This window comes from Candidatus Palauibacter sp. (genome assembly GCF_965208055.1).
Taxonomy (GTDB): Bacteria; Gemmatimonadota; Gemmatimonadetes; order Palauibacterales; family Palauibacteraceae; genus Palauibacter.
Genome location: NZ_CBDBNY010000004.1, coordinates 3117927 through 3142636, shown reverse-complemented (window position 1 = coordinate 3142636; position 24710 = coordinate 3117927). Strand labels below are relative to the sequence as shown.

Below are 24710 nucleotides of genomic sequence, written 5' to 3'. Positions count from 1 at the left end.
TAAAATGCAATAAATCCTTCACGACACTCTCGCAATGAGAGCAAGAAGTTCACAAACTGGCCCCAAGCGTCAAGAAAGCTTCACACATTTGCGTAGGACGGCTACTCCCGCATGGGGACGAGGGCGTTGGGGTGCGTGAAGTGCAGGCCCACGGCGACCCGGCCGGCCATGCTCGAGGCGGCCGCTCGGTACACGTCGGCCTGGATCCGGTAGCCCCGGGCCACGCGCGGCGCCTGAGCAGCCGTAATGTCGTGCGTCTTGAAGTCGATGACGAGGGCGTCCAGCCCCGCTTCCAGGCCGAGGGCCCCGGCCAGGCGGGAAGGCGCAGAGCCGATGTCGGGGCCGGGGGCGCCGAGGCGCCGGTAGAGATCGAAGGCGCCGAACCGCCAGTCGCGCGTATTCACGAGGTGGGTGAAGGTGAGTTCCTTCCAGTAGTCGCGGCCGAGTTCGCCCTCCGTGTACCAGGCCCACTCTTCGCTCGCGGCCACGCGGCGGATCTCTTGCTCGAGCTGCTCGCGGTACTCGCTCCCGGGACGGAGCATGGCTTCGAGTTCGGGCTCGTCCAGCGAACCGATGGTCTCCTCGACGACGCGGGCGATCTCGGCTTCCGCCTCCAACCGCTCGAGCGCGCCGTGGATGATCTGGCCCCGGACCAGGGCCGGGAGTCCCGCCTCCTCCGCCGAGGTCTCGGGCGCGAAGTGCCAGGCGGCGAGCGCGCCGTGCTCGTACCGGCGCTTCCATTCTTCCGGATCCTCGTCCAGCATCATCAGTTCGGTCGCCGACCGGGTCCAGCGCAGCGGCGGATCGGGGAGGGCGTGGATCAGTGCCGGAGGCTCGGCGACGTCGTACCTGTCCAGCCATTCCAGCGTCGGGGGCCGGCTCGTCTGCGGGGCGACCGCCATGTCCCCGCCGCTCCGCACTTCCGCTCCACCGCGGGCGAGCCACCTGTCGTACCCTTTGGCTCCCCCCGTCGGGCCCACGATGATCAGGCGATCGCGAGCCCGCGTCGCCGCCACGTACAGGAGGCGCGCCTCCTCCGCCGCGGACTCGAGTTCCTCGCGGCGCAGGATCCGGTTGCCGCGCACCCCCCGGTCGGACGCCTTGAGGCAGAAGAGAGGGCCGAGTTCGGGATCGGACCAGTACTCGTTCGTACGCGGGGTCCAGAGCCGCCGGTCGACGCCGACCAGAAAGACGACCGGCCACTCCAGGCCCTTTGCCTGATGGATCGTCGACAGCGTGACGACATCGTCTTCCTTCGAATAGAGCGGCGCCTGCGGGAGCCCGATGTCGCGGCTCGTCGAGCGGTCCCAGACTTCGAAGAAGGTGGACAGGTCGTGCGCGCGATGCGATTCGGCGAAGTGGATGAGGCTCTGCAGGTTCGCGAGGACCTCCTCCGCGCCCTCCATGAGCAGCGCGTGCAGCCGGTATCCCGTGCGTCCGAGCAGTTCCTCGATGACCTCGTCGAGGGCGAGCCGGGGAGCGAGCTGGCGCAGGTCGTCGAGCACCGCGAGCCCGTCCTCCAGCGCGCGTCGCTCGATCTCGGCCAGCCGCGGGTGGTCGGGGGCTGCGGGCCACTCCCCTTCCTCCAGCCATCGCTTCGCCTGCCGGACGAGCGGCCCGCCGCGCTGGAGCAGGCGCATGCGGGCGATCGTCTCGTCGCGCAGCCCCACGAAGGGCGACCGCAGGTAGCCGAAGGCGCGGACGTCGTCCCGCTCGTTCCCGAGCAGCCGGAGCGCGTTGAGGACATCGAGGATCTCCTGGCGTTCCCCGAGGTGCGCCATGCCGGAGACGAAGTAGGGGATGCCGTGGCGCTTGAGCGTCGTCTCGAAGTACTCGAGCCCGCCGCGGGCACGGTAGAGGAGAGCGATGTCGCGGAAGGCGAGCGCACGCAGCTCGCCGGTGTCGGGATCGCGGATTTTGTCGCGGCCCACCGATGCGAGGATCCGGGACGCGATGCGGGCGGCCTCGGATTCGCGGCGCTCGGCGACCTTCTTCCCCTGCGCCGGGAGCCACTCCACGCCGGTCTGCGCGTGGTCGGGCACGCCGGCCACCAGGTCCGCGTAGTCGATCCGGCTCGGGAGCTGTTCCTCGGCGAGGGCGGTTCCTGTTTCGTCCATCGAGACGCGGCCGACGACGTTGACGAAGTCGACGATCGGGGGGGCGCTGCGGAAGTTTTGCGGGAGGTCGAGGATGTCGCCCTCCTCCGCAAAATCGGCGGCAACGTCGTTCCACACCGAGATGTCGGCGCCGCGGAAGCGATAGATGCTCTGCTTCGGATCGCCGACGAGGAAGAGTTGGGGACGCTTTACGCCGCGTCCGATGGCAAAGGCGATGTCGCGCTGCGTGAAATCGGTGTCCTGGAACTCATCGATGATGAGCATCCGGTAGCGATCCCGGATCGCGGCGAGCGCCGCGTCCCCGTCGGAGCCGAGCAGGAGGTCGGCCGCCCCGAGAACGAGGCTGTCGAAGTCGCGCTGGTTCTCCTCCTCCAGCCGGGCGTCCCAGCGCACGCGGGCTTCGAGCGCCAGTTCGGCGAGTTCCGAGCAGATCGCGAGGGCCTCTTCGTCCTTCGCCTCGCTTTCCGCGCACAGCGCCCTCACCGCGGGCAGATCGAGGCCGGGGCCTTCGGGCGGAAACAGGTCGAGGGATCCGTCTTTCGCCGGCGGCGGATCGGTCCGGAGCCATCTCGCGTATCGCCGCTCCCGCCACCGCAGGTCCCGGACGACGTCCCGGACGTGGTCGATCGCACCCTTGACGTGTTGCCAGCCCGTGAGCTTCCAGCGACGCAGGATCGCCTGCGCGGCGACATCCTCCTCCGCGAGCTTCTCGAACAGGAACGTCTTGATGAGTTCGTCCTGCTCGGCCCACGCCTCGTCTTCATCGAGGATCTCGAAGGTCGGATCGATCCCCAGGCGCAGGGCGTGCTCCCGGAGCAAGTCGCCGCAGAAGGAGTGAATCGTGCCGACCGAGGCCCGGTCGATCTCCCAGCGCAGTTCGTCCGCGCGCGATGAGTCTTCGATCCGCTTCCGGAGCTGCCGCTTGAGGTCGTAGGCCGCCTTCTCCGTGAACGTGATGGCGGCGATCTCGTCCAGCCGGCATGGGACGGCCGGCGGCGCGAGCGGTTCACCCGTCTCCCCGTTCACCCCGAAGGGGAGACCGAGCCGCCACATGATCTTTCCGACCACGGTCGTCGTCTTGCCCGTGCCGGCGTTGGCGACGAGCAGCGTGTCGTCCTCCGACCGGATCGCGTGCACCTGCTCGGGGGTCCACCGGATCTCAGCCACCGGCGCCCTCCCCGCGACCCTCGGTGTCGTCGCCGAAGTCATCGAAGCGGTGGCCCTCGGTGAGCCGGGCGTGGTTGCGGCGGATCTCGAGTGTCGGATCCCAGAACTTCCAGCCGCCCTTCCACGAAGCGACCGCCTCGAAACACCCGCCCCGCACGCGGCCGGGAACGGAGAGCGCCATGGAAAGGGCCGTCTCGTACCTCGCTTCGCCGAAGTTGACCTCGCCGCCGTTCTTCGGGTTCCCGGGGTTCCTGATCGACCGGTACCGGCAGGAGCCCATCTCGTAGCCGCGGTCCGCCATGACCTGCGCGTAGAGGACGCCCTGGAGCGCGGTCGCGTCGTCGAACCAGGTCTTGTACGGCGGCTTCCCGCTCTTGTAGTCGAGCACGTGGTGGACACCCGCCCCCTCCCCCACCCGGTCCACCCGGTCGATGCTGCCGCGGAGGCGCAGGCGCGATGTCCGTCCCCGCACGTCCTCGCCCTCCAGGAACGTTCGCTCGTCGTCCCAACCGAACCGGAACTCCGTGTGGACGGGGCGTTCGCCGTCTTCCGCCATCTGTTCGAGTTCCCAGTCGACGTAATCTCGCACCCCCGTCACGATCCCCTCGCGCGTTTGCTCCCACAGGGCGGCGACGCCGAGCCACTCGCCTTTCTCCACGCGTTCGGCGCAGACCTCCCGGCAGATCTCCATGAGGCGGATCTCGGCGGGCCCCGTGAGGGTGCGCGGGAGCCGGTCCATGAACTCGGCGTAGAACCGTTCGAGGATCTCGTGCGCCACGCTTCCGAACGTGAGCGGCGTCGTCTCCTCCTCCGCTTCCTCCACGCCCTCCAGCCGGAGCACGCGCTCGATCAGGAACGTGAAGGGGGATCGCGCGTACGCCTCGAGCTGACCGGCGGACCACCGGTAGTCGTCGTCGAAGCGGCGCTCCAGTTCGCTCAGCACCTCGGGATCGCGGAGGCGCCCGTTCCACGGGTTCGGCCGAAAGGCGGGATGCGGGACTTCGTTGCCGCTCGACGGGGGCGCGGGGAGCAGGAATCCCGGATAGCGATCAAGTCCCGGACCCCGGTGGGTCTCGGCCGCGGCCGCCATGATCGCGCGCGCGAGGCGTCCCGGGCGGGCGGGGGCGATGCGCGGTCGTCCCGTCGAGTCCGGGCTTCCGAGCGCCCGGTACAGCGAGAAGGCCGCGCGCCGGTCCGCCTCGGCCGGCGTCACGGGCTCCCCGTCATCCGAGGGGCGGCGGATCCGGGGCAGTTCGGCTGCATCCTCGTGCGGGGGCACCATGAGGGACGGCAGGAGCGGCGTCCCGCCGGCGTCCGTCGTCCGGTAAGTGATCCACACCGGGCCCGTCTGCTGCGTGACGGCGCGCCACAGCGCTCGCTCGCGGCGCAGCGTCTCCTCCCGGTGCGTGACGGGCAGGTCCCGCTCCGCGAGGCGGCGGCGCTCCCCGTCGGTGAACACGCCTGTAGAGCCCGTCGTCCGCGGAAACTCCCCGTCGTTCGCATGCACGACGAACGTGTGGGCGAAGGGGACGAGCGCCGCGTCGTGCGCCTCCAATACCTGGACGCCCTTCTGACCGGGGGTTGAGAGGACCAGTTCGTTCGCCTGCAGGAGCTTCCCGAGGAGCGCGTGCCACCCCGCCGGCGGGAGCGGATCGTCGGCGTGGTCGAGCTCCCTCCACTCCCGCAGGAGTCGTTCGAGAAGGAGGATCCCGCGCTGGTCGGAGCGCACGACCTCCCACCGTTCCTCCACCGGGTCACAGACCCGGCGCCTCAATCGGAACACGCCGCGGTCTTCGCCGAGGAGCGCCAGCGTGAGGTCGATCCAGTCCGCTTCGGGGCGGGCCGAGCCCAGGGGTTCGAGCACCTCGCGCATGGCCGCAAAGGCTTCGATATCCTTCTCGACGCGATCGGGGAAGAGACCGCGGCCCCGTATCTCGCGCGCCTTGTCTTCCACGAGGGCGCGGAGTTGCTCGAGATTCTCACTCCAGGCTTCGAGTCCCACGACGCGGCGGAGCGCCGCGATGGCGTCGATGCTCCGGAGATCGACGCGCGTGTCGAAGTACGGGTGCGCGAGGACGGCCCGCAGCGACCGGTAGTCCCAGTTCCGGCCCGCCCCCCGCAGGATGAGGAGGAGGGCCCTGAGAGCCGGGATTTCGTCGAGCGGCGTCCGGATGCGGGCCGTAGCGGAGACGCCCGCCCGCCGCAGCGCCCGGTACGCGCGGTGCGTGTTCTCTCGACCGGACCTCGCGACGATGGCGACCCGATGCGGCTCCGCCGTCCCCGCCGCCAGAATCGCCTTGACCTGCCCCGCCACCCAGGCCATCTCCCGCGCGGCATCCGGGACCGGCTGCACGGTCGGCGGCCCGGCCGCGCTGTCGTCGCCATGGTCGCCGCCGGCGCCGACCACCTCGGTCCGGGCGGCCAGCGCATCGAAGAACGGATCCGATTCCGACTCCAGCGGCAGGTAGAGATGGACGTCCACCTCCTCCTGCCGGGAGAGGGCCGCGAGCATGCGGCGTCGCGTGCGGGGGCTTGCGATGCTGTACACGTGCAGTTCCCGCGCACCGCCGACCGCCGCCGCCAGCCCGCCCGCCTCGATCCGCTCCGCGATGCGGGCGTTCACCGAACGCCGGTCGAGGAGCCCCCGCTCCCCGAGCGAATCCAGGTACGCCCGGTAGACGGCCACGGCCCACGCGTTGCGGCGGCGCGCGAAGCCGTCCCCGCCCAGCCGGGCCAGCGCCCGCTCCAGTTCGTCCGGCGGAACGCCCTCCGGCAGCAGGTCGCCGAACAGGCGGTCGAGCATGTGCCCCCGGATCACACCGTCCCCCCGGCCCGGCTCCCGCCCCAGGATCCGTTGCCCCAGCCGCGCCGCGTGCCGGCTCACCAGCCGGCGGCGCGTGAGGAGGCCGACGGACTTCTCCCGTATGCCGAAGCGGTCGGTCAGATCTCCGAACAGCGTGACGGGGGGATCGAGCCATCCGGGAATGCCGCGTTCATGCGCGGCCTCGAACAGGAGATCCCGCAGATTCCCGTGGTTGAGCCAGATCCACGATCCCGCCCCGGCGCCCGACTCAGCCGGCGACGCCCCCGCCAGAAAACGGTCGACGCACGCCTCCCACAGCGGGGCCGCCGCCGTCGCTCGAACTACGTTGAGAGGCACGCGTCAGATGTCGGACGAATCGATGGTCATCTCCTCGTGGCAGGAATCCGGACTCGATGGTCTTTGCCATCGCTCTTCGCGTCAAGTTGCGTGTTGACGTACCGAGCTCGCCAAAAGATATCTATTGTAGATTTCAGGGCAGATTTCAGGGCAAGAAGGAGCGACACCATGGGTGCGAGTTCTCACGTTGCAAGATGGGGAAGCAGCCTGGCCGTCCGCATCCCAAAGCCTGTTGCCGAACAATGGGGCGTGCAGGAAGGCTCCCGCATCGAGATGATCCCGCGCGGCGACAGACTGGTGATGCGGAGGAAAAGCTACGACCTCAAGGAAATGGTGGCGCGAATAACACCGGAAACGCGGCACTCCGAGGTGGATACGGGTCCAGCCGTGGGCGAGGAGGTGTGGTAGAGAATCGCCACGTTCCCGATGGCGGGGATATCGTATGGCTGGCTTTCAACCCGCAAACGGGACACGAGCAGGCTGGGCGGCGTCCCGCGCTTGTCCTCAGCCCTCGCGCCTACAACGGGAAGGCTGGCTTGGCGCTCGTCTGTCCGATTACGTCCAGAATAAAAGGCTACCCTTTTGAAGTGGCGCTCCCGACCACGGGGCGCGTAACGGGCGTGGTCCTTGCGGATCAAGTCAAGAGCCTGGACTGGCGGGCCCGGCGGGCGGTCTTCGCAGGTAGAACGTCGGCTTCGGTACTGGGTGAGGTGCTGGCTAAACTGGACACCCTGCTTGGACGGCGCTGAAGCCCGCGGCACCGTTCGTCGTCAGATCAGGATCGGCTGCTCTTTCCGGATCTCGGGTCGTCCGTGAAGGAGGCCTCAAGGGAGTTGCGGGCGAGCGTCTCGATTTCCTCGGGCGAGAGGCCAACCGCGTCGGCGACCTGGCGGAAGTTCTCGTTGATGTAGCCGCCGAAGTAGGCGGGGTCGTCGGAGTTCACCGTCGCGAGGAGGCCGAGGTCGAGCATGCGCTTGATCGGGTGTGCGGCGAGGTCGTCCACGACGCGAAGGGCCAGGTTCGACAGCGGGCACACCGTGAGCGGGATGCGGTCGTCGCGCAGCCGGGCGACGAGCGCGTCGTCCTCCAGGGCTCGGTTCCCGTGGTCGATGCGTTCGACGCCGAGGATGTCGAGCGCTTCCCAGACGTATTCCGGCGGACCCTCCTCGCCGGCGTGGGCGACGAGTCGCAGACCCATGTCGCGCGCCGCCTCGAACACGCGCGCGAACTTCGAGGGCGGATGGCCCACTTCGCTCGAATCCAGACCTACGCCCAGCAGCCGGTCCCGGTAGGGCTCGGCCGCCTCGAGGATCTCGAAGGCGTCGCGTTCCGTCAGATGGCGCAGGAAACAGAGGATGAGGGCCACGCTCACGCCCCGCTCCCGTGAGCGGGCGATGGCCCGCTCGAGGCCGTCCATCAGCGTTCCCGGCGGCACGCCGCGCCCGGTGTGCGCCTGCGGGTCGAAGAACATCTCGACGTGGACCACGTTGTCCGCCGCCGCCCGCCGCAGGTAGGCGTCGGCGAGTTCGAAGAAGTCCTCCTCCGTCCGGAGGACGTTCATCCCCTCGTAGTACAGGTCGAGAAACTCCTGGAGGTTGGCGAACGAGTAGGCCCGGCGGACCTCGGCGGCGGTGCGGTACGGCAGGGACACGCCGTTCCGGCAGGCCAGGTCGAACATCATCTCCGGCTCCAGCGAGCCCTCGACGTGGATGTGGAGTTCGGCCTTGGGCGAGCTCCGGATGATCTCGTTCAGCTTCGGCATGGCGTGCGTCTGGTGGCCCCTCGTGACGACGGGGTAGTATGGATCGTCGAACTCATGCAGGGGCGGAGTCCCCCTGCCCGGATAACGCCCGACTGGACATGTCCCATGAGCCAACCCCGCGATAACTGGAGTTCGAACGTCGGTCTCGTGCTGGCCGCGACCGGCAGCGCGATCGGCCTCGGCAACCTGTGGAAGTTCCCGTTCATCACCTGGGAGAACGAGGGAGGCGCCTTCGTTCTCGTCTATCTGATCTGCATCCTCGCCGTGGGCCTGCCGATCATGATGGCGGAACTGCTCATCGGGCGCAGGAGCCAGAAGAGCGCGGTCGGGGCGCTCAAGGAGGCGGCCGGGCCCTGGTGGGGCATCGTCGGCGGGTGGGGCGTGCTCGCCGGCTTCATCCTCCTCAGCTACTACACGGTCATCGCGGGCTGGTCGCTGTACTACTTCGCCCAGTCCATCGGCTGGACGTTCGGCGGCTACCCCGCCGGGATGGCGGCGGGCGACCTGTTCAACGAGCAGGTGGGGAACGCCGGCCTCCAGCTCGCGCTCTCGCTCGGCTTCAGCATCGCCACGATCGCCGTCGTCTACTTCGGCGTGAGCAAGGGGATCGAGCGGATCGCCCGCATCTTCCTCCCCATCCTGTTCGGGATCCTGCTTCTCCTCCTGGTGAGCGCGCTGGGGATGAGCGGTTCCGGCGAGGCCCTGAGCTTCATCTTCCGCGCCAACTTCGGGGAACTGGAGATGAGCGGGGTCCTCGAGGCCCTGGGCCACTCCTTCTTCACCCTCTCCCTCGGGATGGGGGCGATGATCACCTACGGCTCCTACATCTCGCGCAAGCATTCGATCGTGAAGGCGTCGGGGGCGATCGTGGCGCTCGACACGCTGATCGCGCTCGTGGCGACCGTGATCATGTTCTCCGTCATCTTCTCGGTGGCCGGGATGAGCGACCAGGTGAGCGGTTCGCCGGTGGGGATGCTCTTCATCTCGCTGCCGGAACTGTTCTACACCGCGGTGCCGTTCGGCGTCGTGCTGGGGCCGCTCTTCTACGTGCTCGTGGCGCTGGCGGCGCTGACCTCGACGATCTCGCTGCTCGAGGTCGTGTCGAGCTACGTGATCGATGAGCACCGCCTCAGCCGGCCCAAGGCGACGGTCCTCTGCGGAGGGGCGATCTTCGTGTTCACGATCTTCGCCGCGCTCTCCTTCACGGGCACGCCGTTCCTCGCCACGCTGGAAGTCTTTGCGGGCAAGGTGGGCTGGTTCTCGACGGTCGACCATTTCGTCTCCAACTGGATGCTGCCCACCGGCGGGTTCGCGATCACGCTCGCGGCGGGCTGGTTCATGACCCGGAACGCGACGGAGCGCGAACTCGTGGATGGCACGGAGCCGCGCTGGTTCCACTACGGGGCGTGGCGCTTCTTCATCCGCTGGGTGGCGCCGCTCGCGGTGGGCGCGATCATCGTCGCCGTCATGCTGGGCCGCGACTTCAGCTGACGGGAGACGACGGACGACCGTGATGGGTGGCGTTTCGAGGCGGGCTCGGGCCGGCGCCGTCGCGCTGGCCGGAGCCGCCTTCCTTGGCGGCTGTGGTGGCGCACCGTCCACTTCCTCCGGGGACGGCGACCGGAGCGGCGAGTCCGGGGGCCGCCCCGACATCGGCCGCGCGGAGGTCGTCGAGGCGCTGGCCCGGGGCTGGTTCCCCGGCCGCGCGGGCGACATCGCGGTGATTCCGGACCCGCTCGCGATCATCACCTACGGGGGCGAGAGCAACCGTTACATGCACGGCGGTCCCTGGTCCTTCGACAGCGACCTCCCGCTGCTTCTCCACGGGCCGGGCGCCTTCCGGCCGGGCGTCTACGGCGCGCCGGCTTCCCACCAGGATGTCGGCGCGACCGTGACCGAGCTGCTCGGACTTCCGCCGTGGCCGGGAGCGACGGGACGTCCCCTGAGCGAGGCATTCACGAACGGCGACGAGACGGAACGACCGAGGCTCGTCGCCGTCCTCGTTCTGGACGCGCTGCGCTCCGATTACCTGGAACGGAGGGCGAACCTCCTCCCCAACTTGAGCCGGCTCGCGGAGCAGAGCGCCCGCTTCGCCAACGCACGGGTCGACTACCTCCCGACGAACACCTCCACCGCGCACTCGACGATTGCGACCGCGACGGACCCCGCGGTACACGGGATCGTCGGCAACGGGCTCTACGACCGCCGGACCGGCGAATCGAAGCTCGCCTACGAGGGAGCCACGCCCTACAACCTCATGGCGCTCACCTTCGCGGACCGCTGGAGCGTCGCCACCCGGGGCCGCGCCGAGATCATCGCGCAGGCGGGGACGGACTACCCGGCGGTGGCGCTCGCGGGCCACGGGGCGTGCATCTTGGGCGGCAACCCGCCGTGGATGGCGTACTACGACTCCGGCAGCGGCGCGTGGCGCACGAACGAGGACTGCTACCGCCTCCCGCCCGCCGTCGCGGAACTCCACTTCGGCCCGCGGCTCGACGCCGTGGGCCGCACGTGGATGGGACACGAACTCGACAGCTTCGGCGAGGCCCGGCGCTCCTCGCACTTCTCCGCCTTCGAGGGAGAGGCGGCGGTCGCCCTCATCGAGGGGAGCGCCTTCGGCGAGGACGACATCGCGGACCTCTTCCTCGCCAACCTGAAGAGCACGGACTACGTGTCCCACAAGTACGGCCCGTTCTCGCCCGAGATGGATGCGACGCTGGCGGAACTCGACGGTTGGCTGGGCCGGATCGTGGCGGCGCTCGAAGCGAAGGCCGGGCCGGGCCGGCTGGCCCTGATCGTGACGGCGGACCACGGCATGCCCGATGCGCCCGCCAGCGCCGAGTTGTGGGTGACGTACGACGACGTGACCGCCTGGCTCAATGGACAGCTGGACCCGGACGGTCCGGGCGTGGTCGAGTACTACGAGGGCTCCGAGAATCAGATGTTCCTCGACCACGAGCGGCTGGAAACGCTGGGACTGGCGCCCGACGACATCGCCCGGACGCTGGAGGCATCGCCGGTCGTGGGCTTCGCCATCACCGCGGACGAAGTGCGGCAGGCGGTTTCCGCGCGCAGGTGAGTACACGGAGGTGAGTAAGCGGATGTTGAACCGGCGGACCTTCCTCAAGACAGGCGCCCTCTCCGCGGCTGCGGTGGCGACCGGTGCGGAATCCCTCCTCGCCACCCCCTACGACCCTCTTCCCCGCCAGCCCCGGACCGTGAACCCGATTCGCGTACGGGGCATGGTCCGGGCGCAGGGGCGGGGCGTGGGGCGCGTCGCCGTCTCCGATGGACTCCAGGTCGTGGATTCCGACGCCGATGGCCGCTTCGAACTCGTGACCTCGGCCGACCGGGGCTTTGTCTGGGTTCGGGTCCCGGCCGGATACGAGATCCCGCTGAACCCGTCCGGCACGGCGCGCTTCTACGAGCGCATCGACCCGGCGCGGAGCGAGATGTCCGTTGCGTTCGACCTCACGCCGCTCGGCGTGTCGGACGAACGCCACGCGCTCCTTCTCCTCGGGGACATCCAGACCGAGACCGAAGAGGAGATGGGGTGGTTCCACGAGCGCTCGGTGCCGGACCTCCGGCAGACGGTGCGGGAACTGGGCGACACGCACGTCTTCGGCATCTCCGACGGCGACATCATGTACGACCGCCTCGAACTCTATCCCGAGTACGAGCGTGGCGTGAACCGGATCGGCGTCCCGTTCTTCCAGGTCATCGGGAACCACGACCTCGACACGGAGAGCCGCACCGACGAGGCCTCGACCGACACCTTCTCCCGCCACTTCGGACCCCGCTACTACTCGTTCGACCGCGGGGCCGTGCACTACGTCGTCCTCGACGACGTGTTCTGGCACGGGAGCGGCTATCTCGGCTACCTCGACGCCGACGCGCTGACCTGGCTGGCGGCGGATCTGAGCCGCGTCGAACCGGGGGCGCCGGTGGTGGTGGCCACGCACATCCCCGTCCTGGGCAGCTACCACGCCCGACAGGGCCTCACCTCGCCGGACCCGCCCGTGGCGATCATGAACCGCGAGGCCCTGTACCGGCTGCTCGAGCCCTTCCGGGCACACATCCTCACGGGCCACACGCACGAACTGGAGCACGTGTTCGAGAGCGGGACGCACGAGCACGTGGCGGGCGCGATCTGCGGCGCATGGTGGAGCGGACCGATCTGCTGGGACGGCGCCCCGAACGGGTACTGCGTGTACGAGGCGGCGGGCGAGGAGATCTCGTGGCGCTACAAGTCCACGGGCTTCGACGCGACGCACCAGATGCGTCTGTATGCGCCCGGCGCCGATCCCGTCGCGCCGGATGCGGTCGTGGCGAACGTGTGGGACTGGGACCCGCGGTGGACCGTGCGCTGGTTCGCCGACGGCGAGCCGCGAGGGCTCATGACGCAGCGTCCGGGGCGGGATCCGTGGAGCGTCGAACTTCACTCGGGCGCTGACCTGCCCGAACACCGGCCGTGGGTCGAGCCCCGCATCACGAACCACATGTTCCAGGCGCCCGTCGAACCCGGTGTGGCGGAGGTGCGCGTGGAGGCGACGGACCGCTTCGGCCGCGTCTACTCCGAACGACAGGCGTTGTAGACCTCCGACGGCGGACTCATGTTCCGGGGACGGGACGGCCGGAGGGTCGGCCGTCCGCATGCAGACCCGGGCCCGGAGATTTCGCCATGACCCAGCCACGCCCGCGCTTCCGTCCGTCCTTCCTCGCGTTGCCGGTCTCCCTCACCTTCCCCACCCTGGCCGGGCTCCTCGCGAGCGCCTGCGCGCCCCCGCAGATGACGCGGATGACGATGGAGGAGGCGTGCGCGGATCCCGCCAACGAGATCGTGGCGGAGAACTGCCTCGAGGGGCACCCGGCCACGGAGTGGGACATCAACGGCTACGGCGACCCCAGCATCCAGGGGTTCGGCACGGACATCGGAATCGCCCGGGGGGAGACGATCGAGTTCAAGGTCGACACGGACTCCGACGACTACCGGATCGACATCTACCGCATGGGCTACTACGGCGGCATGGGCGCGCGCCGCGTGGACTCGTTCGAGCCGGCCGCGACGCTGCCGCAGATCCAGCCCGAGTGTCTGCGGGGTCCCATCCCCGTGCTGGCGGAGGGTGGCGGCCTCGAGACGTGGCCCGCGCCGCTCGTCGACTGCGGCAACTGGGCGGTGTCCGCCTCGTGGCAGGCGCCGGAGGACGCGACCTCGGGCATCTACTTCGCGCGACTCGTGCGCGAAGATCCGATCGAGGGCTGGGTGAAGAACGATGCGTTCGAGGCCACGCCGCTCCCGCCGACCGGCGAGGACTCGCTGTGGGAGGCGCCGGGCTTCCACGCGGTGATGCGGAACCCGCTGCGCGAGGCACGGGCCAGCCACATCTACTTCGTCGTGCGGGACGATGACGGCGAGTCCGACCTGCTATTCCAGACCTCCGACCTCAACTGGCAGGCCTACAACCGCTACGGCGGCCACAGCGTGTACGGCCGCCTGAATCCGGAGCGACTCCGGCTCCACGGGGGACCCCCGCGCGCGCCGAAGGTGAGCTACAACCGTCCGTTCGAGACGCGGCACTATCGCGCCGTGAACATGGTGTTCAACTCCGAGTATCCCATGGTCCGCTGGCTCGAGCGCAACGGCTACGACGTGAGCTACACCTCCGGGGTCGACACGGACCGGCGTGGCGAGGAACTGCTCGAGCACAAGGTCTTCCTCTCGGTCGGACACGACGAGTACTGGACGGGTCAACAGCGGCGCAACGTGGAGGCGGCGCTGGCAGCCGGCGTGCACCTCGGCTTCTTCGGTTCGAACGATGTCTTCTGGAAGGTGCGCTGGGAACCGAGCATCGATGGCTCGGAGCAGCCGTACCGGACCTTCGTCACGTACAAGGAGACGCAGGACCACCGGAAGCTCGATCCGGTCGAGTGGACGGGGTTGTTCCGCGATCACCGTTCGATCAACCCGGAGGGCCCCTGGCCGGAGAACGCGCTCACGGGGACGCTGTTCACGGTGAACGCGTGGCGGAACGACCCGCTCATCGTGGACGCCGAGTTCGCCGACCTGCGGTTCTGGCGCAACACGGAGGTCGCGCGGCTGCAGCCCGGCGAGCGCTACGTGTCGATCAAGGGAATCCTCGGCCACGAGTGGGATTCGGACATCGACAACGGCTTCCGTCCGCCGGGGCTCTTCCGGCTCTCCGCGACGACGATCGACAACCTGCAGTACTGCGTCCACCCGGGTCGGGGCTGCGAGACGGGGTCGGCGACGCACAACGCGGTCCTGTACCGGCACGAGAGCGGCGCGCTCGTCTTCGACACGGGGACGCTGCAGTGGCCGTGGGGCCTCGACGCCCACCACGACACCGAGACCGGCGTCCCGCCCGAACGCCAGAACGGCATGGACACGCGGGTCGGCGTCGATCCGAACGGTCCGGACCTCGTCCTGCAGCAGGCGACGCTGAACGTGTTCGCGGACATGGGCGTGCAGCCCGCCACGATGCAGCCGGACCTGGCGGCCGCCACCGCTTCGACGGATGACGTCCCGCCGACGTCTTCGTTCGAGGCGCCCGCGGGGCCCGATCCGGATAGCGGCATGATGACGATCAGCGGCACGGCGTCGGACGCGGGGGGCGGCGGCGTGGCGGCGGTCGAGGTGTCGCTGGACGGAGGGGTGACGTGGCGCCCGGCGCTCGGGCGGGCGATCTGGAGCTACGAGTGGGATCCGGACATGGCCGGCGGCGATGTGTCGATCCTGAGCCGGGCCGTGGACGACAGCGGCAATCTGGAGACCCCGGGCGAGGGCGACTGAGCCGAGGAGAGCCGGACCGGCCGGAGCCGACCCGAGCCTGCGCCGCCGTTGTAGACTTCCGACGGCGGGGGCATGTTGCGGGGACGCGACGGCCGGGGGTCGGCCGACGCCTGCTCTGGCCCGGAGATGTCGCCATGATCGCGTCCCCAGCGCGCCCTCGTCCGCTCCCTGCCTCCTCTGTTTTCCTGCTCGCGGCGATCGCGGTATCCGGCTGCGAACTGCAGGTCTCTCTGGCGGGGGACCCGTGCGAGAACCCCGCCAACGAGATCGTGGCAGAGAACTGTCTCGAGGGGCATCCGCCCACGGAATGGGACATCAACAGCTACGGCGACCCGAGCATCCAAGGCTTCGGCACGGACATCGCGATCAACCGGGGCGAGATGATCGAGTTCAAGATCGACACGGACTCGGACGACTACCGGATCGACATCTACCGCATGGGCTACTACGGCGGCATGGGCGCCCGCCGCGTCGATTCGTTCGAACCCGCCGCGACGCTGCCCCAGATCCAGCCAGAGTGCCTGCGGGGCCCGATCCCGGTGCTCGCCGAGGGCGGCGGGATGGACACGTGGCCGGCACCGCTCGTGGATTGCGGCAACTGGGCAGTGTCGGCGTCCTGGCGGGCGCCGGAGGACGCGACCTCGGGCATCTACTTCGCGCGGCTCGTGCGGGAGGACCCGATCGAGGGCTGGGTGAAGAACGACCAGTTCGAGGCGACCCCGCTTCCGCCCACGGGGGAGGATTCGCTGTGGGAGGCGCCGGGATTCCGGGCCGTGATGCGAAACGGCCTTCGCGAGCCGCGCGCCAGCCACATCTATTTCGTCGTGCGGGACGACGACGGCGAGTCCGACATGCTCTTCCAGACGTCGGACGTCACCTGGCAGGCGTACAACCGCTATGGCGGGCACAGCGTGTACGGACGGTTGAACCCGGAGCGCCTTCGCCTCCATGGCGGGGAGCCCCGCGCGCCCAAGGTGAGCTACAACCGGCCCTTCGAGACGCGCCACTACCGCGCGGTGAACATGGTCTTCAACTCCGAGTACCCGATGGTCCGCTGGCTCGAGCGGAACGGCTACGACGTCAGCTATTCCTCGGGCATCGACACGGACCGCCGCGGCGAGGAACTGCTGGAGCACAAGATCTTCCTCTCGGTCGGTCACGACGAGTACTGGAGCGGGCAGCAGCGGCGGAACGTCGAGGCGGCGCGGGCCGCGGGCCTGAACCTCGCCTTCTTCAGTTCGAACGAGGTCTACTGGAAGGTGCGCTGGGAGGCGAGCATCGACGGCTCGGGAGAGCCCTACCGGACGCTCGTCACGTACAAGGACTCACAGGACCATCGCCGGCTCGATCCGGTGGAATGGACCGGGGAGTTCCGGGACCACCGTTCGATCAACGCCGAGGGCCCCTGGCCGGAGAACGCGCTCACGGGGACGCTGTTCACGGTGAACGCATGGCGAAACGACCCCATCATCGTGGACGCCGAGTTCGCGGACCTGAGGTTCTGGCGCAACACCGAGGTCGCGCGCCTGCGGCCCGGGGAGCGGTACGTGTCGATCAAGGGAATCCTCGGCCACGAATGGGACTCCGACATCGACAACGGGTTCCGGCCGCCCGGCCTCTTCCAGGTGGCCGCGACGGAGATCGACAACACGCTCTACTGCGTCCATCCGGGGCGCGGCTGCGAGACGGGCACGGCCACGCATCACGCGGTGCTGTACCGGCACGAGAGCGGCGCGCTCGTGTTCGGCTCCGGCACGCTGCAGTGGTCGTGGGGGCTCGACGCGCACCACGACACGGAGACGGGCGTTCCCCCCGAGCGGCAGAACGGGGCGGACACACGGGTCGGCGTCGACCCGCACGGTCCCGACCTCGTCCTGCAGCAGGCGACGATGAATCTGTTCGCGGACATGGGCGTCCAGCCCGCCACCAGGCAGCCGGACCTCGTCGCCGCGACGGCTTCAACGGACGATGCGGCGCCGACCTCCTCCTTCGACCCGCCCTCGGCGCCCGACGCCGAAAGCGGCATGGTCACGATCACCGGGACGGCGTCCGATACCGGCGGTGGCGTCGTCGCGGCCGTCGAAGTGTCGCTCGATGGGGGGGAGACCTGGCGCCCGGCTCGCGGCCGGACGGACTGGAGCTACGAGTACGACCCCGCCGTGGCGGGAGACGACATCTTGATCCTGAGCCGCGCGGTGGACGACAGCGGGAACCTCGAGACGCCCGCCGGGCCTCTCGCACAGGCGCCGGACGAAGGGAGCTGACTCCGCGTTCCCGCGGGAACGTCGCGGCGGGCTGCTACCAGTACTCGATGTCCAGCCCCTCGACCCGGGCAAAACTCCGCCGGTCTCTCGTCGCAACACTGTAATCGTGGCTGACCGCCGTGGCCGCGATGATCAGGTCGTGGGCCCCGATCGGGGCTCCGCGCCGCCCGAGCTGCCGGGCCAGGATCGCGTGGGCGCGAGCAGCTTCGAGATCAAATGGCAGTACCGGCAGGACGTCGAGCCACATGTTGAAGGACCGCTCGGCAACCACGCGCCGGGCGCCACGAGCCGCGTGCACGCCCTGGAGGAATTCCGAAGCCGTGATGGCAGCCATCGCCAGTGGAGCACCGGTCTCCCGCACGCCGCTGAGGATACGATCAACCTCCAGTTCGCCCCGCTCGACGGCGATCAGGACGCTGGTATCGATCAGCGTCCCCACGGACTCCGAGGCACCTCCTCACGGTTCCAGATTGCGATGCCCTCCTCGATAGCGCGCAGACACTCCTCATCCAGGGGAGGCCAGGGGCGATTCGCGACGAGGTCGCAAAACTCCTTCAGAGTGAGCGTGCGGTCCTCCTCGGGGCTGATCCGGGCGACGGCTTTGCCACGGTGCTCCACGACGTACTCGGCGGCCCGCTCGCGAACCTCCGTGAGGATCGACCCGAAGTTCTTCGCGGCTTCGGTCGCGCTCACCCTGCGTGAATGCTGTGGCAGACTCCCCATGTTGGACATGGGGCATAGTACGGAACTTACGGAAGTGCCACAATCAACGGGTCAGAACATCAAGCCGACCGCAACCACGACCTGCTCCGACGCCGTGGAGTACCGCCCTTCCAGGAACGGCGACAGGCCGACGGATCCGAACCGCAAGCCAGCCAGGAGATTTGCGCCCACCTCGGATTCGCTCGCTGAGAGCGAGAAGCCACCGGCGGCCACGCTGCCGCTCCCGTTGGCATAGCTGATCCCGGCACCCGCGTATGGGGCCACCGTCCCCCCCGCCAACGGTATATCGAGAATCAGATTCCCGTTGAGCTCCCAGTATTCGATGTCGACGTCCGCACCGCCCGTTTCCTCAACCGACGGGAAGAAATAATCGAAGGAACCCACAAGACTCAGCCCCAAATCGCCGGCAGGCAGGGCAACCGATATTCGAGGCCCGACGCCGAAATCCGAGTCTTCGCCGTAGCTGGCCGCGGCGCCGACGCTGATGCCCTGCGAAGCAAGGGGGGCTGTGGAGCCGAGTAGCAGGACCGCCAGAGCCAGACATGCGCTTGAGAGTCGGCGATTCATACAACCTCCCGTTCGATGGGATGTTGATCGCACGACGGGACCGGGATCGACCCCGGCGTGGGGTTCAAAACGTACGTAGCCGGGGCAGGCAAGACCACACGTCGACGCGCCGCGGCACAGGGCCGACGGGGCTACCTGTTCGTGGGGAAGCCGAGGTCGACGCGGCTGCCGGCGGGATCGGGCCAGCGCGTCGTCATCACCTTGGGTTTCGTGTAGAAGTGCACACCCTCGGGGCCGTAGATGCCGTGCGCCCCGAACGCGGACTCCTTCCAGCCGCCGAAGGAGTGGTATCCGACGGGGACGGGGATCGGGACGTTGAGGCCCACCATGCCGGCGTCCGCATCCTCCTGGAACTGGCGCGCGGCCCCGCCGTCGCGGGTGAAGATCGCGGCGCCGTTCCCCCACGCGTTGTCGCGCAGCAGGTCCACGGCCTCGTGGTACGTGTCCGCGCGCACCACGCAGAGGACGGGACCGAAGATCTCGTCCTGATAGACCGTCATGTCGGGGGTGACGCGGTCGAGCAACGTGACGCCGAGGAAAAACCCGTCGCTTTCGAAGCGGGCGTCCCGGCCATCGACGACGACCCGCGCTCCGGCCTCGGCGCCCTCGCGCACGTAATCCGCGACGCGGTCGCGGTGCTCGGCCGTGATGAGCGGGCCCATCTCGGAGGCGGGATCGTCGCCGGGGCCGATGCGCAGCTTCTCCATGCGGGCGCGGATGGCGTCGACGAGCGGATCGGCGCTGTCGCCGACAGCGACCGCGACGGAGATCGCCATGCACCGCTCGCCGGCCGATCCGTACGCGGCGGAGACGGCGGAGTCCGCGGCCAGGTCGATGTCCGCATCGGGCAGCACGACCATGTGGTTCTTCGCGCCGCCGAGCGCCTGCACGCGCTTGCCGTGCGCGGTGGCCGTCTCGTACACGTGCCGGGCGACCGGCGTCGACCCCACGAAGCTGACGGCCTGCACGTCGGGGTGCTCGAGCAGCCGGTTCACGGCCACATGATCGCCGTGTACGACGTTCAGCACGCCCGCCGGGAAGCCGGCCTCGTGGAAGAGTTCCGCGATCAGGTTGGCGGCGCTCGGATCGCGGGGTGACGGCTTGAGGATGAACGTGTTCCCGCACGCGATCGCATTCGGGAACATCCAGAGCGGCACCATGGCCGGGAAGTTGAACGGCGTGATCCCCGCCACGACGCCGAGCGGCCGCCGGACCGAATAGACGTCGACGCCGGTGGACGCCTGCTCGTTGTACGTCCCCTTCAGGTGTTCGGAGAGGCCGCAGGCGTATTCGATGTTCTCCACGCCGCGGGCGACCTCGCCCATCGCGTCGGCCAGCACCTTGCCGTGCTCGGCGGTGAGCCGCTTCGCGACCTCCTCCGCGTTCTCCACAACCAGGTTGCGGTACGCGAACATGAGCTTCGTTCGTCGCGCGACGCTGACGCCCCGCCACTCGTCGAACGCCGCCGCCGCCGCCACGACCGCGCCGTCGACTTCCTCGACGCTCGCCAGCGGCAGCTCCCCCGTCCGGCGGCCCGTGGCGGGGTTGAACACCGGCGATGTGCGGCCGGAAGCTCCGGGTCGTGGCTCGCCGCCTACGAGGTGGGGAATCCGCTCGACCCCGTCCGTCGCGCCGGTGCTCCCGAGGTCGTCCACCGGCGGCGCCGAGACCGAAGACAGTACCGTGCTCACTTCACCCCCTCGTGATAGCCGAGGATCGCCTTCACTTCGAGAAACTCCTCGAGTCCGTGCCGGCCCCACTCGCGACCGTTCCCGGACTGCTTGTACCCGCCGAACGGGACCCTGAAGTCCGGACGCGCCCCGTTCAGGTTCACCTGACCCGACCGGATGCGCCGCGCCACCGCCCGGCCGCGTGCCGGATCCCCCGCCGACACGTAGCCGGCGAGGCCGTATGGCGTGTCGTTCGCGATGCGCACCGCATCGTCATCGTCCTCGTATCCGATGAGCACGAGGACGGGACCGAAGATCTCCTCGCGCGCCACGATCATTTCGTTGTCCACGTGGGAGAAGACCGTGGGCCGCACGTAGTAGCCCCGCTCCATCCCCTCCGGCCGCCCCGGCCCGCCCGTGGCGAGGCGCGCGCCCTCCTCGACTCCCGCCTCGATGAGCCGCTGGATCTTGTCGAACTGGACTTCCGACACCGCCGGGCCGATCCCGGTGCTCTCGGCCGCCGGATCGCCGACCACGACCTTGCCCGCCGCCGCGGCCGCGATCTCCGCGGCCTCGTCCATCCGCGAATGCGGGACGAGCATGCGCGTGGGCGCGTTGCACGACTGCCCGGTGTTGTTGCACACGGCGAACACGCCCCGCGATACGGCCCGCCGGAGGTCCGCGTCGTCCAGGATGATGTTGGCCGACTTTCCACCCAGTTCCTGGGCCACCCGCTTCACCGTCGGGGCCGCGTTCCGGGCGACCTCCACCCCGGCGCGCGTGGAGCCCGTGAAGGAGACCATGTCCACATCGGGGTGCGACGAGAGTGCCGCACCCACGACCGGCCCCTCGCCGTTCACGAGGTTGAAGACTCCCGCGGGCACGCCGGCATCATGCAGGATTTCGGCGAAGATCAGCGCGTTGAGCGGCGCGACTTCCGACGGCTTGAGCACCATCGTGCATCCCGCCGCCAGCGCGGGCGCCACCTTGCAGGCGATCTGGTTCAGGGGCCAGTTCCACGGCGTGATGAAGGCGCACACGCCCACCGGCTCCCGCACGAGGAGCGACGTTCCGAGGTCGGTCTCGAACTCGAAGTCCGCGAGGATCTTCCGCATGGTGCGCAGGTGCCCCAGTCCGGCCGGCGCCTGTGCCTGCGCGGCCAGGCTCATGGGCGCGCCCATCTCCGCGCTCACGGTCGCGGCCAGTTCCGCCGAACGGGCGGCGTAACCCTCGCAGATCCGGTCCAGCAGCGCGAGGCGCTCTTCCCGGCTCGTGGCCGAGAAGGACTCGAAGGCGGCGCCCGCGGCCGCCACCGCGGCGTCCGCATCGGCCCGTCCTCCCATCGCGATCGCCCCGATGACCTCCTCGGTGGCCGGGTTGACGACGTCGAGCGTCTCACGGGTCGACGGTTCCACCCAGGCGCCGTCGATATAGAACTTCCGAAGGTTGTTCAAGGTTTTCCTTCCAGGATCAGGGCGGCGTTGTGCTGTCGCGCGTCGGCTTCCCACGAGCGAATCGTCGTACAACGGGGAACCCCGGCGGGGGGCGACTGCGCCTCCCGCCGGGGTCGATCCTACTCTCCGAGGTCCGCCCGGACTACCGGCGGCCCCGGGTCCTGCCTGTTGCCGGTGACTACGCGGTCGGACTCACCCGCCGAACCACGACCACCGGTAGTTCACGCGAACGTAGTAGTATCCGCCGTTGAAGCCGAACGGCGAGCTCTCCGGATAGAGCAGACCCACGTTGTCGGCCGTGTCCGGATCCTGCGTCGCCGGATACGTGTCGAACAGGTTGTTCGCGCCGATCGTGATGGTTGCGTCATCCGTGAGGTCCGTCGACAGCTCCAGGTCGACGAGGAACCGGCCGGGGAAGGCCGTGCCCTCGACGCCGCCGATCACCACGCCGCCGACGTCCACCCACGAATCGTACCAGGTACCGCGCAGGAGGCCGCGCACCCCGCCGATCGTGTGCACCACGTTGAGCGAGCCCCGCCACGAGGGGATGGACTGCTCGAGCTGGTCCACCCGATCCGTGTCGATGACGTCGGGGTTGAAGCCGGTGACCGTCGTGCCGTTGTAGTTGAAGAGCGCGCTGAAGCTCGTCGCGCCGCCCATCGACGGGGGCGTGTAGTTCGCCACGATGTCGATCCCCTGCGTCCTCGTGCTGAAGTCGTTGGTGAAGAACCGGAACTCGGCGAGGTTCGCCGCGCTCGTGATTCCCTCGCCCAGCAGTCGCGTGACCTCGTCGTCGGTGAGACTGAAGGTCTGCGTCTGCGCGAAGCGGTCCGAAATCGCGATCCGATAGTAGTCCATCGTCAGCTTGAACGCGTCCGCATCGAACACGGTCCCCGCGGTGAGGCTGAACGCCTTCTCGGGACGCAGCTGCTCTCCGCCCCGCAGCGCCGCCACGGCGGACGTCGAGGGGATCGTGCCGCGGTTGACGAGGTCGCCGATCGTCGCGTCGAACACCGTCGACACGTTGAAGGCGTTCTGCTGCCCCGGCGTCGGCGCGCGGAAGCCGGTGCTCCCGCCGGCGCGCAGGGCGAGCCGCTCGCTGACCTCGAGACGACCCGAGACCTTCCCCGTCAACTGGCTTCCGAAGTCGGAGAAGTCCTCCCAGCGCAACGCCGCGCCGACCGTCCACGGATCTTCGCTGCCGCCCAGGTGCATGTCTCCGTAGACCGCCACGTTCTGGCGGTCCCACTCTCCCGCGGCGATCGGGCTGAAGCCGGGGAAGCCGTTGGAGGACGAACTGAAGCCCTGTGCGGCGTAGGGCCCGATCTTCCACGACTCGTCCTGTCCCTGGCCGATCACGAAGCGCTCTTCCCGCCGCTCGAGCCCGCCCGCGAGGTGGACCTGCTCGCTGGCCTCGTAAGCGACATCGAAGTTGAGGTTGAACTCATCCTGCCTGTAGAGACCCGGGTCGAAGTGGGTGGGCGTCTCCGGCCCGAGCGCGGCGTTCACCGTGTTGTAGATGAAGAAATCGGCCGTGTGACTGCCGAAGCTGGCGCTTGCGTCCCACGTGAAGCCGCTGTCGTTGCCGCCCTTCACGCCGCTGACGACCGACCAGTCGGTGACGTTGCCGCCGAACTGGGGCGTGAAGCCGCCGGGGAACATCTCCTGGAACGAGAAGCAGTTCGGATCGGCGAAGACCTGCGCCAGCGCCGCCGGGTCGGGCACATTGTTCGTGATGTTGACCACGGGGCAGTTCGCCGACCCGAGGCCCTTCGCCTTCAGCACGTCGCCGATGAGGAGCGTCTCCCCGCCGTCGCCGCTGAACACCGCGCCGCGCGTGTTCGGATTACGGAAGAAGAAACCGCCGTCCACTTCCTTCGTGGAGAGGTTGCCGAAGGCGTAGAACTGCTCGTCGTCGTTGAACGTGTACCCGGTGTTGAGCCACACCTTGAGGTCGTCGTTGACTTCCGGCGACCCCCAGATCTGGGCCGTGGGCGTGCGGACGGCGCTGTTGCCGGCGGCGAGGAGTCCAAGCGCGTCGGCGCGCTGGATGGCCCGGTCGGTCGGATCCTGGTTGCCGTACTCCACGCTGAGGTTGGCGAAGCCGGTCGCCCCGAGCGGGACCCCGACGTTCCCGGAGATGGTGAGCATGTCGCCATCGCCCTCGTAGTAGCTGCCGCTCTTGACCTCGATCATGCCGCCGTCGCGGTCGTCCTTCAGGATGAAGTTCATCACGCCGGCGATGGCGTCGGAACCGTACTGCGCCGAGGCGCCGTCGCGGAGGACCTCCACCTGTCGCAGCGCGATGCCGGGAATGGAGCCGATGTCCACGCCCTGGGCCCCGTCCGAGAGACCGGCCCCGAGCCACGTGATGATCGACCCGCGGTGCCGCCGCTTCCCGTTGATCAGCACCATGGTGTGATCGGACGCGAGACCCCGCAGGTTGGCCGGACGCGTGATCGTGGCCGCGTCGCTGATGGGCTCGACGCGGACGTTGTAGGACGGCACCACCGTGCGGAGCAGGAAGTCGATGTTCGTCTCCGCCTGGCTGGTGATCTCGGACACCGGGATCACGTCCACCGGCACCATCGACTCGGTCACCGTTCGCGGCTGCGCGCGGCTCCCGACGACCACCAGTTCACCGAGGTTGATCGCCTGGAGTTCCAGCGCGAAGTCCTGGTTCGCCGTCTGGCCGCTCGCGACCGAGACCGTCCGGGTCTGAATGGCGTAACCGATGATCCGGACTTCGACCTCGTGGTCGCCGGCCGGGACACCGGAAATCGAATAGGCGCCGCCCGGACCCGAGCCCACCGATATGTCGAGGGCGGGGATCGCGACCCTTGCGCCGCTGAGGCCGGCGCCGGATGCGCTGGTCACCCTGCCCTCGATCGTTCCCTGGGCAAAGGCCGCCGCCGGCACCGCAAGAAAGGCAAGGGCCAGGAATGCTCGTTTCAGCATACTTATCTCCTGAGGTTGGTTTGTATCAACTCCTGAAGTTGGTCGTATCGGACAAGT

16 protein-coding genes and 1 pseudogene are annotated in these 24710 nt (G+C 69.0%); 8 read left to right on the top strand and 9 right to left on the bottom strand.

The genetic code is table 11. The annotated features are described in order from the left end of the window. Window positions 1-101: 101 nt before the first annotated feature. Together ACOGXI_RS13880 and ACOGXI_RS13875 are read right to left on the bottom strand one after the other, a co-directional pair. A complete protein-coding gene (locus ACOGXI_RS13880; protein ID WP_419939422.1) occupies window positions 102-3284 on the bottom strand; it encodes a UvrD-helicase domain-containing protein in 3183 nt (1060 codons plus the stop codon). After that, complete coding sequence (locus ACOGXI_RS13875; protein WP_419939421.1) at window positions 3277-6444, bottom strand: PD-(D/E)XK nuclease family protein; 3168 nt, start codon at window positions 6442-6444, stop codon at window positions 3277-3279. The genes ACOGXI_RS13880 and ACOGXI_RS13875 overlap by 8 nt, the downstream gene beginning before the upstream one ends. A gap of 168 nt (window positions 6445-6612) precedes the next feature. Between ACOGXI_RS13875 and ACOGXI_RS13870 the strand changes: the two genes are divergently transcribed. Both ACOGXI_RS13870 and mazF read left to right on the top strand, forming a co-directional pair. Next, on the top strand, window positions 6613-6852 hold the full coding sequence (locus ACOGXI_RS13870) for an AbrB/MazE/SpoVT family DNA-binding domain-containing protein (RefSeq protein ID WP_419939420.1): 240 nt from the start codon (window positions 6613-6615) through the stop codon (window positions 6850-6852). After that, window positions 6846-7193: an endoribonuclease MazF gene (mazF, locus tag ACOGXI_RS13865; protein ID WP_419939419.1), complete on the top strand. Its 348-nt coding sequence runs from the start codon at window positions 6846-6848 to the stop codon at window positions 7191-7193. Before ACOGXI_RS13870 ends, mazF begins: the two co-directional genes overlap by 7 nt. A gap of 26 nt (window positions 7194-7219) precedes the next feature. Here mazF and ACOGXI_RS13860 read toward each other — a convergent pair whose 3' ends face one another. Further along, window positions 7220-8206, bottom strand: coding sequence for an adenosine deaminase (locus ACOGXI_RS13860; RefSeq protein WP_419939418.1), 987 nt, complete (start codon window positions 8204-8206; stop codon window positions 7220-7222). A 105-nt stretch (window positions 8207-8311) separates the two neighbouring features. On the opposite strand from ACOGXI_RS13860, the gene ACOGXI_RS13855 reads away from it, so the two are divergent. The 6 genes and pseudogenes from ACOGXI_RS13855 to ACOGXI_RS13830 all read left to right on the top strand — a co-directional run bounded on the left by ACOGXI_RS13855 (window position 8312) and on the right by ACOGXI_RS13830 (window position 17281). Then, on the top strand, window positions 8312-9697 hold the full coding sequence (locus tag ACOGXI_RS13855; RefSeq protein ID WP_419939417.1) for a sodium-dependent transporter: 1386 nt from the start codon (window positions 8312-8314) through the stop codon (window positions 9695-9697). 22 nt (window positions 9698-9719) lie between these two features. Then, window positions 9720-11285, top strand: a complete 1566-nt coding sequence (locus ACOGXI_RS13850) for an alkaline phosphatase family protein (protein ID WP_419939416.1) — start codon at window positions 9720-9722, stop codon at window positions 11283-11285. A 22-nt stretch (window positions 11286-11307) separates the two neighbouring features. Continuing rightward, complete coding sequence (locus ACOGXI_RS13845) at window positions 11308-12801, top strand: calcineurin-like phosphoesterase C-terminal domain-containing protein (protein WP_419939415.1); 1494 nt, start codon at window positions 11308-11310, stop codon at window positions 12799-12801. 311 nt (window positions 12802-13112) lie between these two features. Beyond that, a pseudogene (locus ACOGXI_RS13840) lies at window positions 13113-14507 on the top strand (N,N-dimethylformamidase beta subunit family domain-containing protein); the annotation flags it as partial. 99 nt (window positions 14508-14606) lie between these two features. Further along, on the top strand, window positions 14607-15017 hold the full coding sequence (locus ACOGXI_RS13835; RefSeq protein WP_419940209.1) for an Ig-like domain-containing protein: 411 nt from the start codon (window positions 14607-14609) through the stop codon (window positions 15015-15017). A gap of 134 nt (window positions 15018-15151) precedes the next feature. Next, window positions 15152-17281 (top strand): N,N-dimethylformamidase beta subunit family domain-containing protein, encoded by a 2130-nt coding sequence (locus tag ACOGXI_RS13830; RefSeq protein WP_419939414.1) that lies wholly within the window; start codon window positions 15152-15154, stop codon window positions 17279-17281. Between the two features lie 34 nt (window positions 17282-17315). Here the strand turns inward: ACOGXI_RS13830 and ACOGXI_RS13825 are convergent, their stop codons facing one another. The 6 genes from ACOGXI_RS13825 to ACOGXI_RS13800 form a co-directional block, all read right to left on the bottom strand. After that, window positions 17316-17720: a PIN domain-containing protein gene (locus ACOGXI_RS13825; RefSeq protein ID WP_419939413.1), complete on the bottom strand. Its 405-nt coding sequence runs from the start codon at window positions 17718-17720 to the stop codon at window positions 17316-17318. Continuing rightward, window positions 17708-17974, bottom strand: coding sequence for a hypothetical protein (locus ACOGXI_RS13820; protein ID WP_419939412.1), 267 nt, complete (start codon window positions 17972-17974; stop codon window positions 17708-17710). The genes ACOGXI_RS13825 and ACOGXI_RS13820 overlap by 13 nt, the downstream gene beginning before the upstream one ends. An 81-nt stretch (window positions 17975-18055) precedes the next feature. Next, window positions 18056-18571 carry an outer membrane protein gene (locus ACOGXI_RS13815; RefSeq protein WP_419939411.1) on the bottom strand — a complete coding sequence of 172 codons (516 nt, stop codon included), beginning with the start codon at window positions 18569-18571 and terminating at the stop codon, window positions 18056-18058. A gap of 131 nt (window positions 18572-18702) precedes the next feature. After that, complete coding sequence (locus tag ACOGXI_RS13810; protein WP_419940208.1) at window positions 18703-20226, bottom strand: CoA-acylating methylmalonate-semialdehyde dehydrogenase; 1524 nt, start codon at window positions 20224-20226, stop codon at window positions 18703-18705. Between the two features lie 32 nt (window positions 20227-20258). Then, window positions 20259-21695: an aldehyde dehydrogenase family protein gene (locus ACOGXI_RS13805; RefSeq protein ID WP_419939410.1), complete on the bottom strand. Its 1437-nt coding sequence runs from the start codon at window positions 21693-21695 to the stop codon at window positions 20259-20261. Between the two features lie 192 nt (window positions 21696-21887). Beyond that, window positions 21888-24653, bottom strand: a complete 2766-nt coding sequence (locus ACOGXI_RS13800; protein ID WP_419939409.1) for a TonB-dependent receptor — start codon at window positions 24651-24653, stop codon at window positions 21888-21890. Window positions 24654-24710 lie beyond the last annotated feature (57 nt).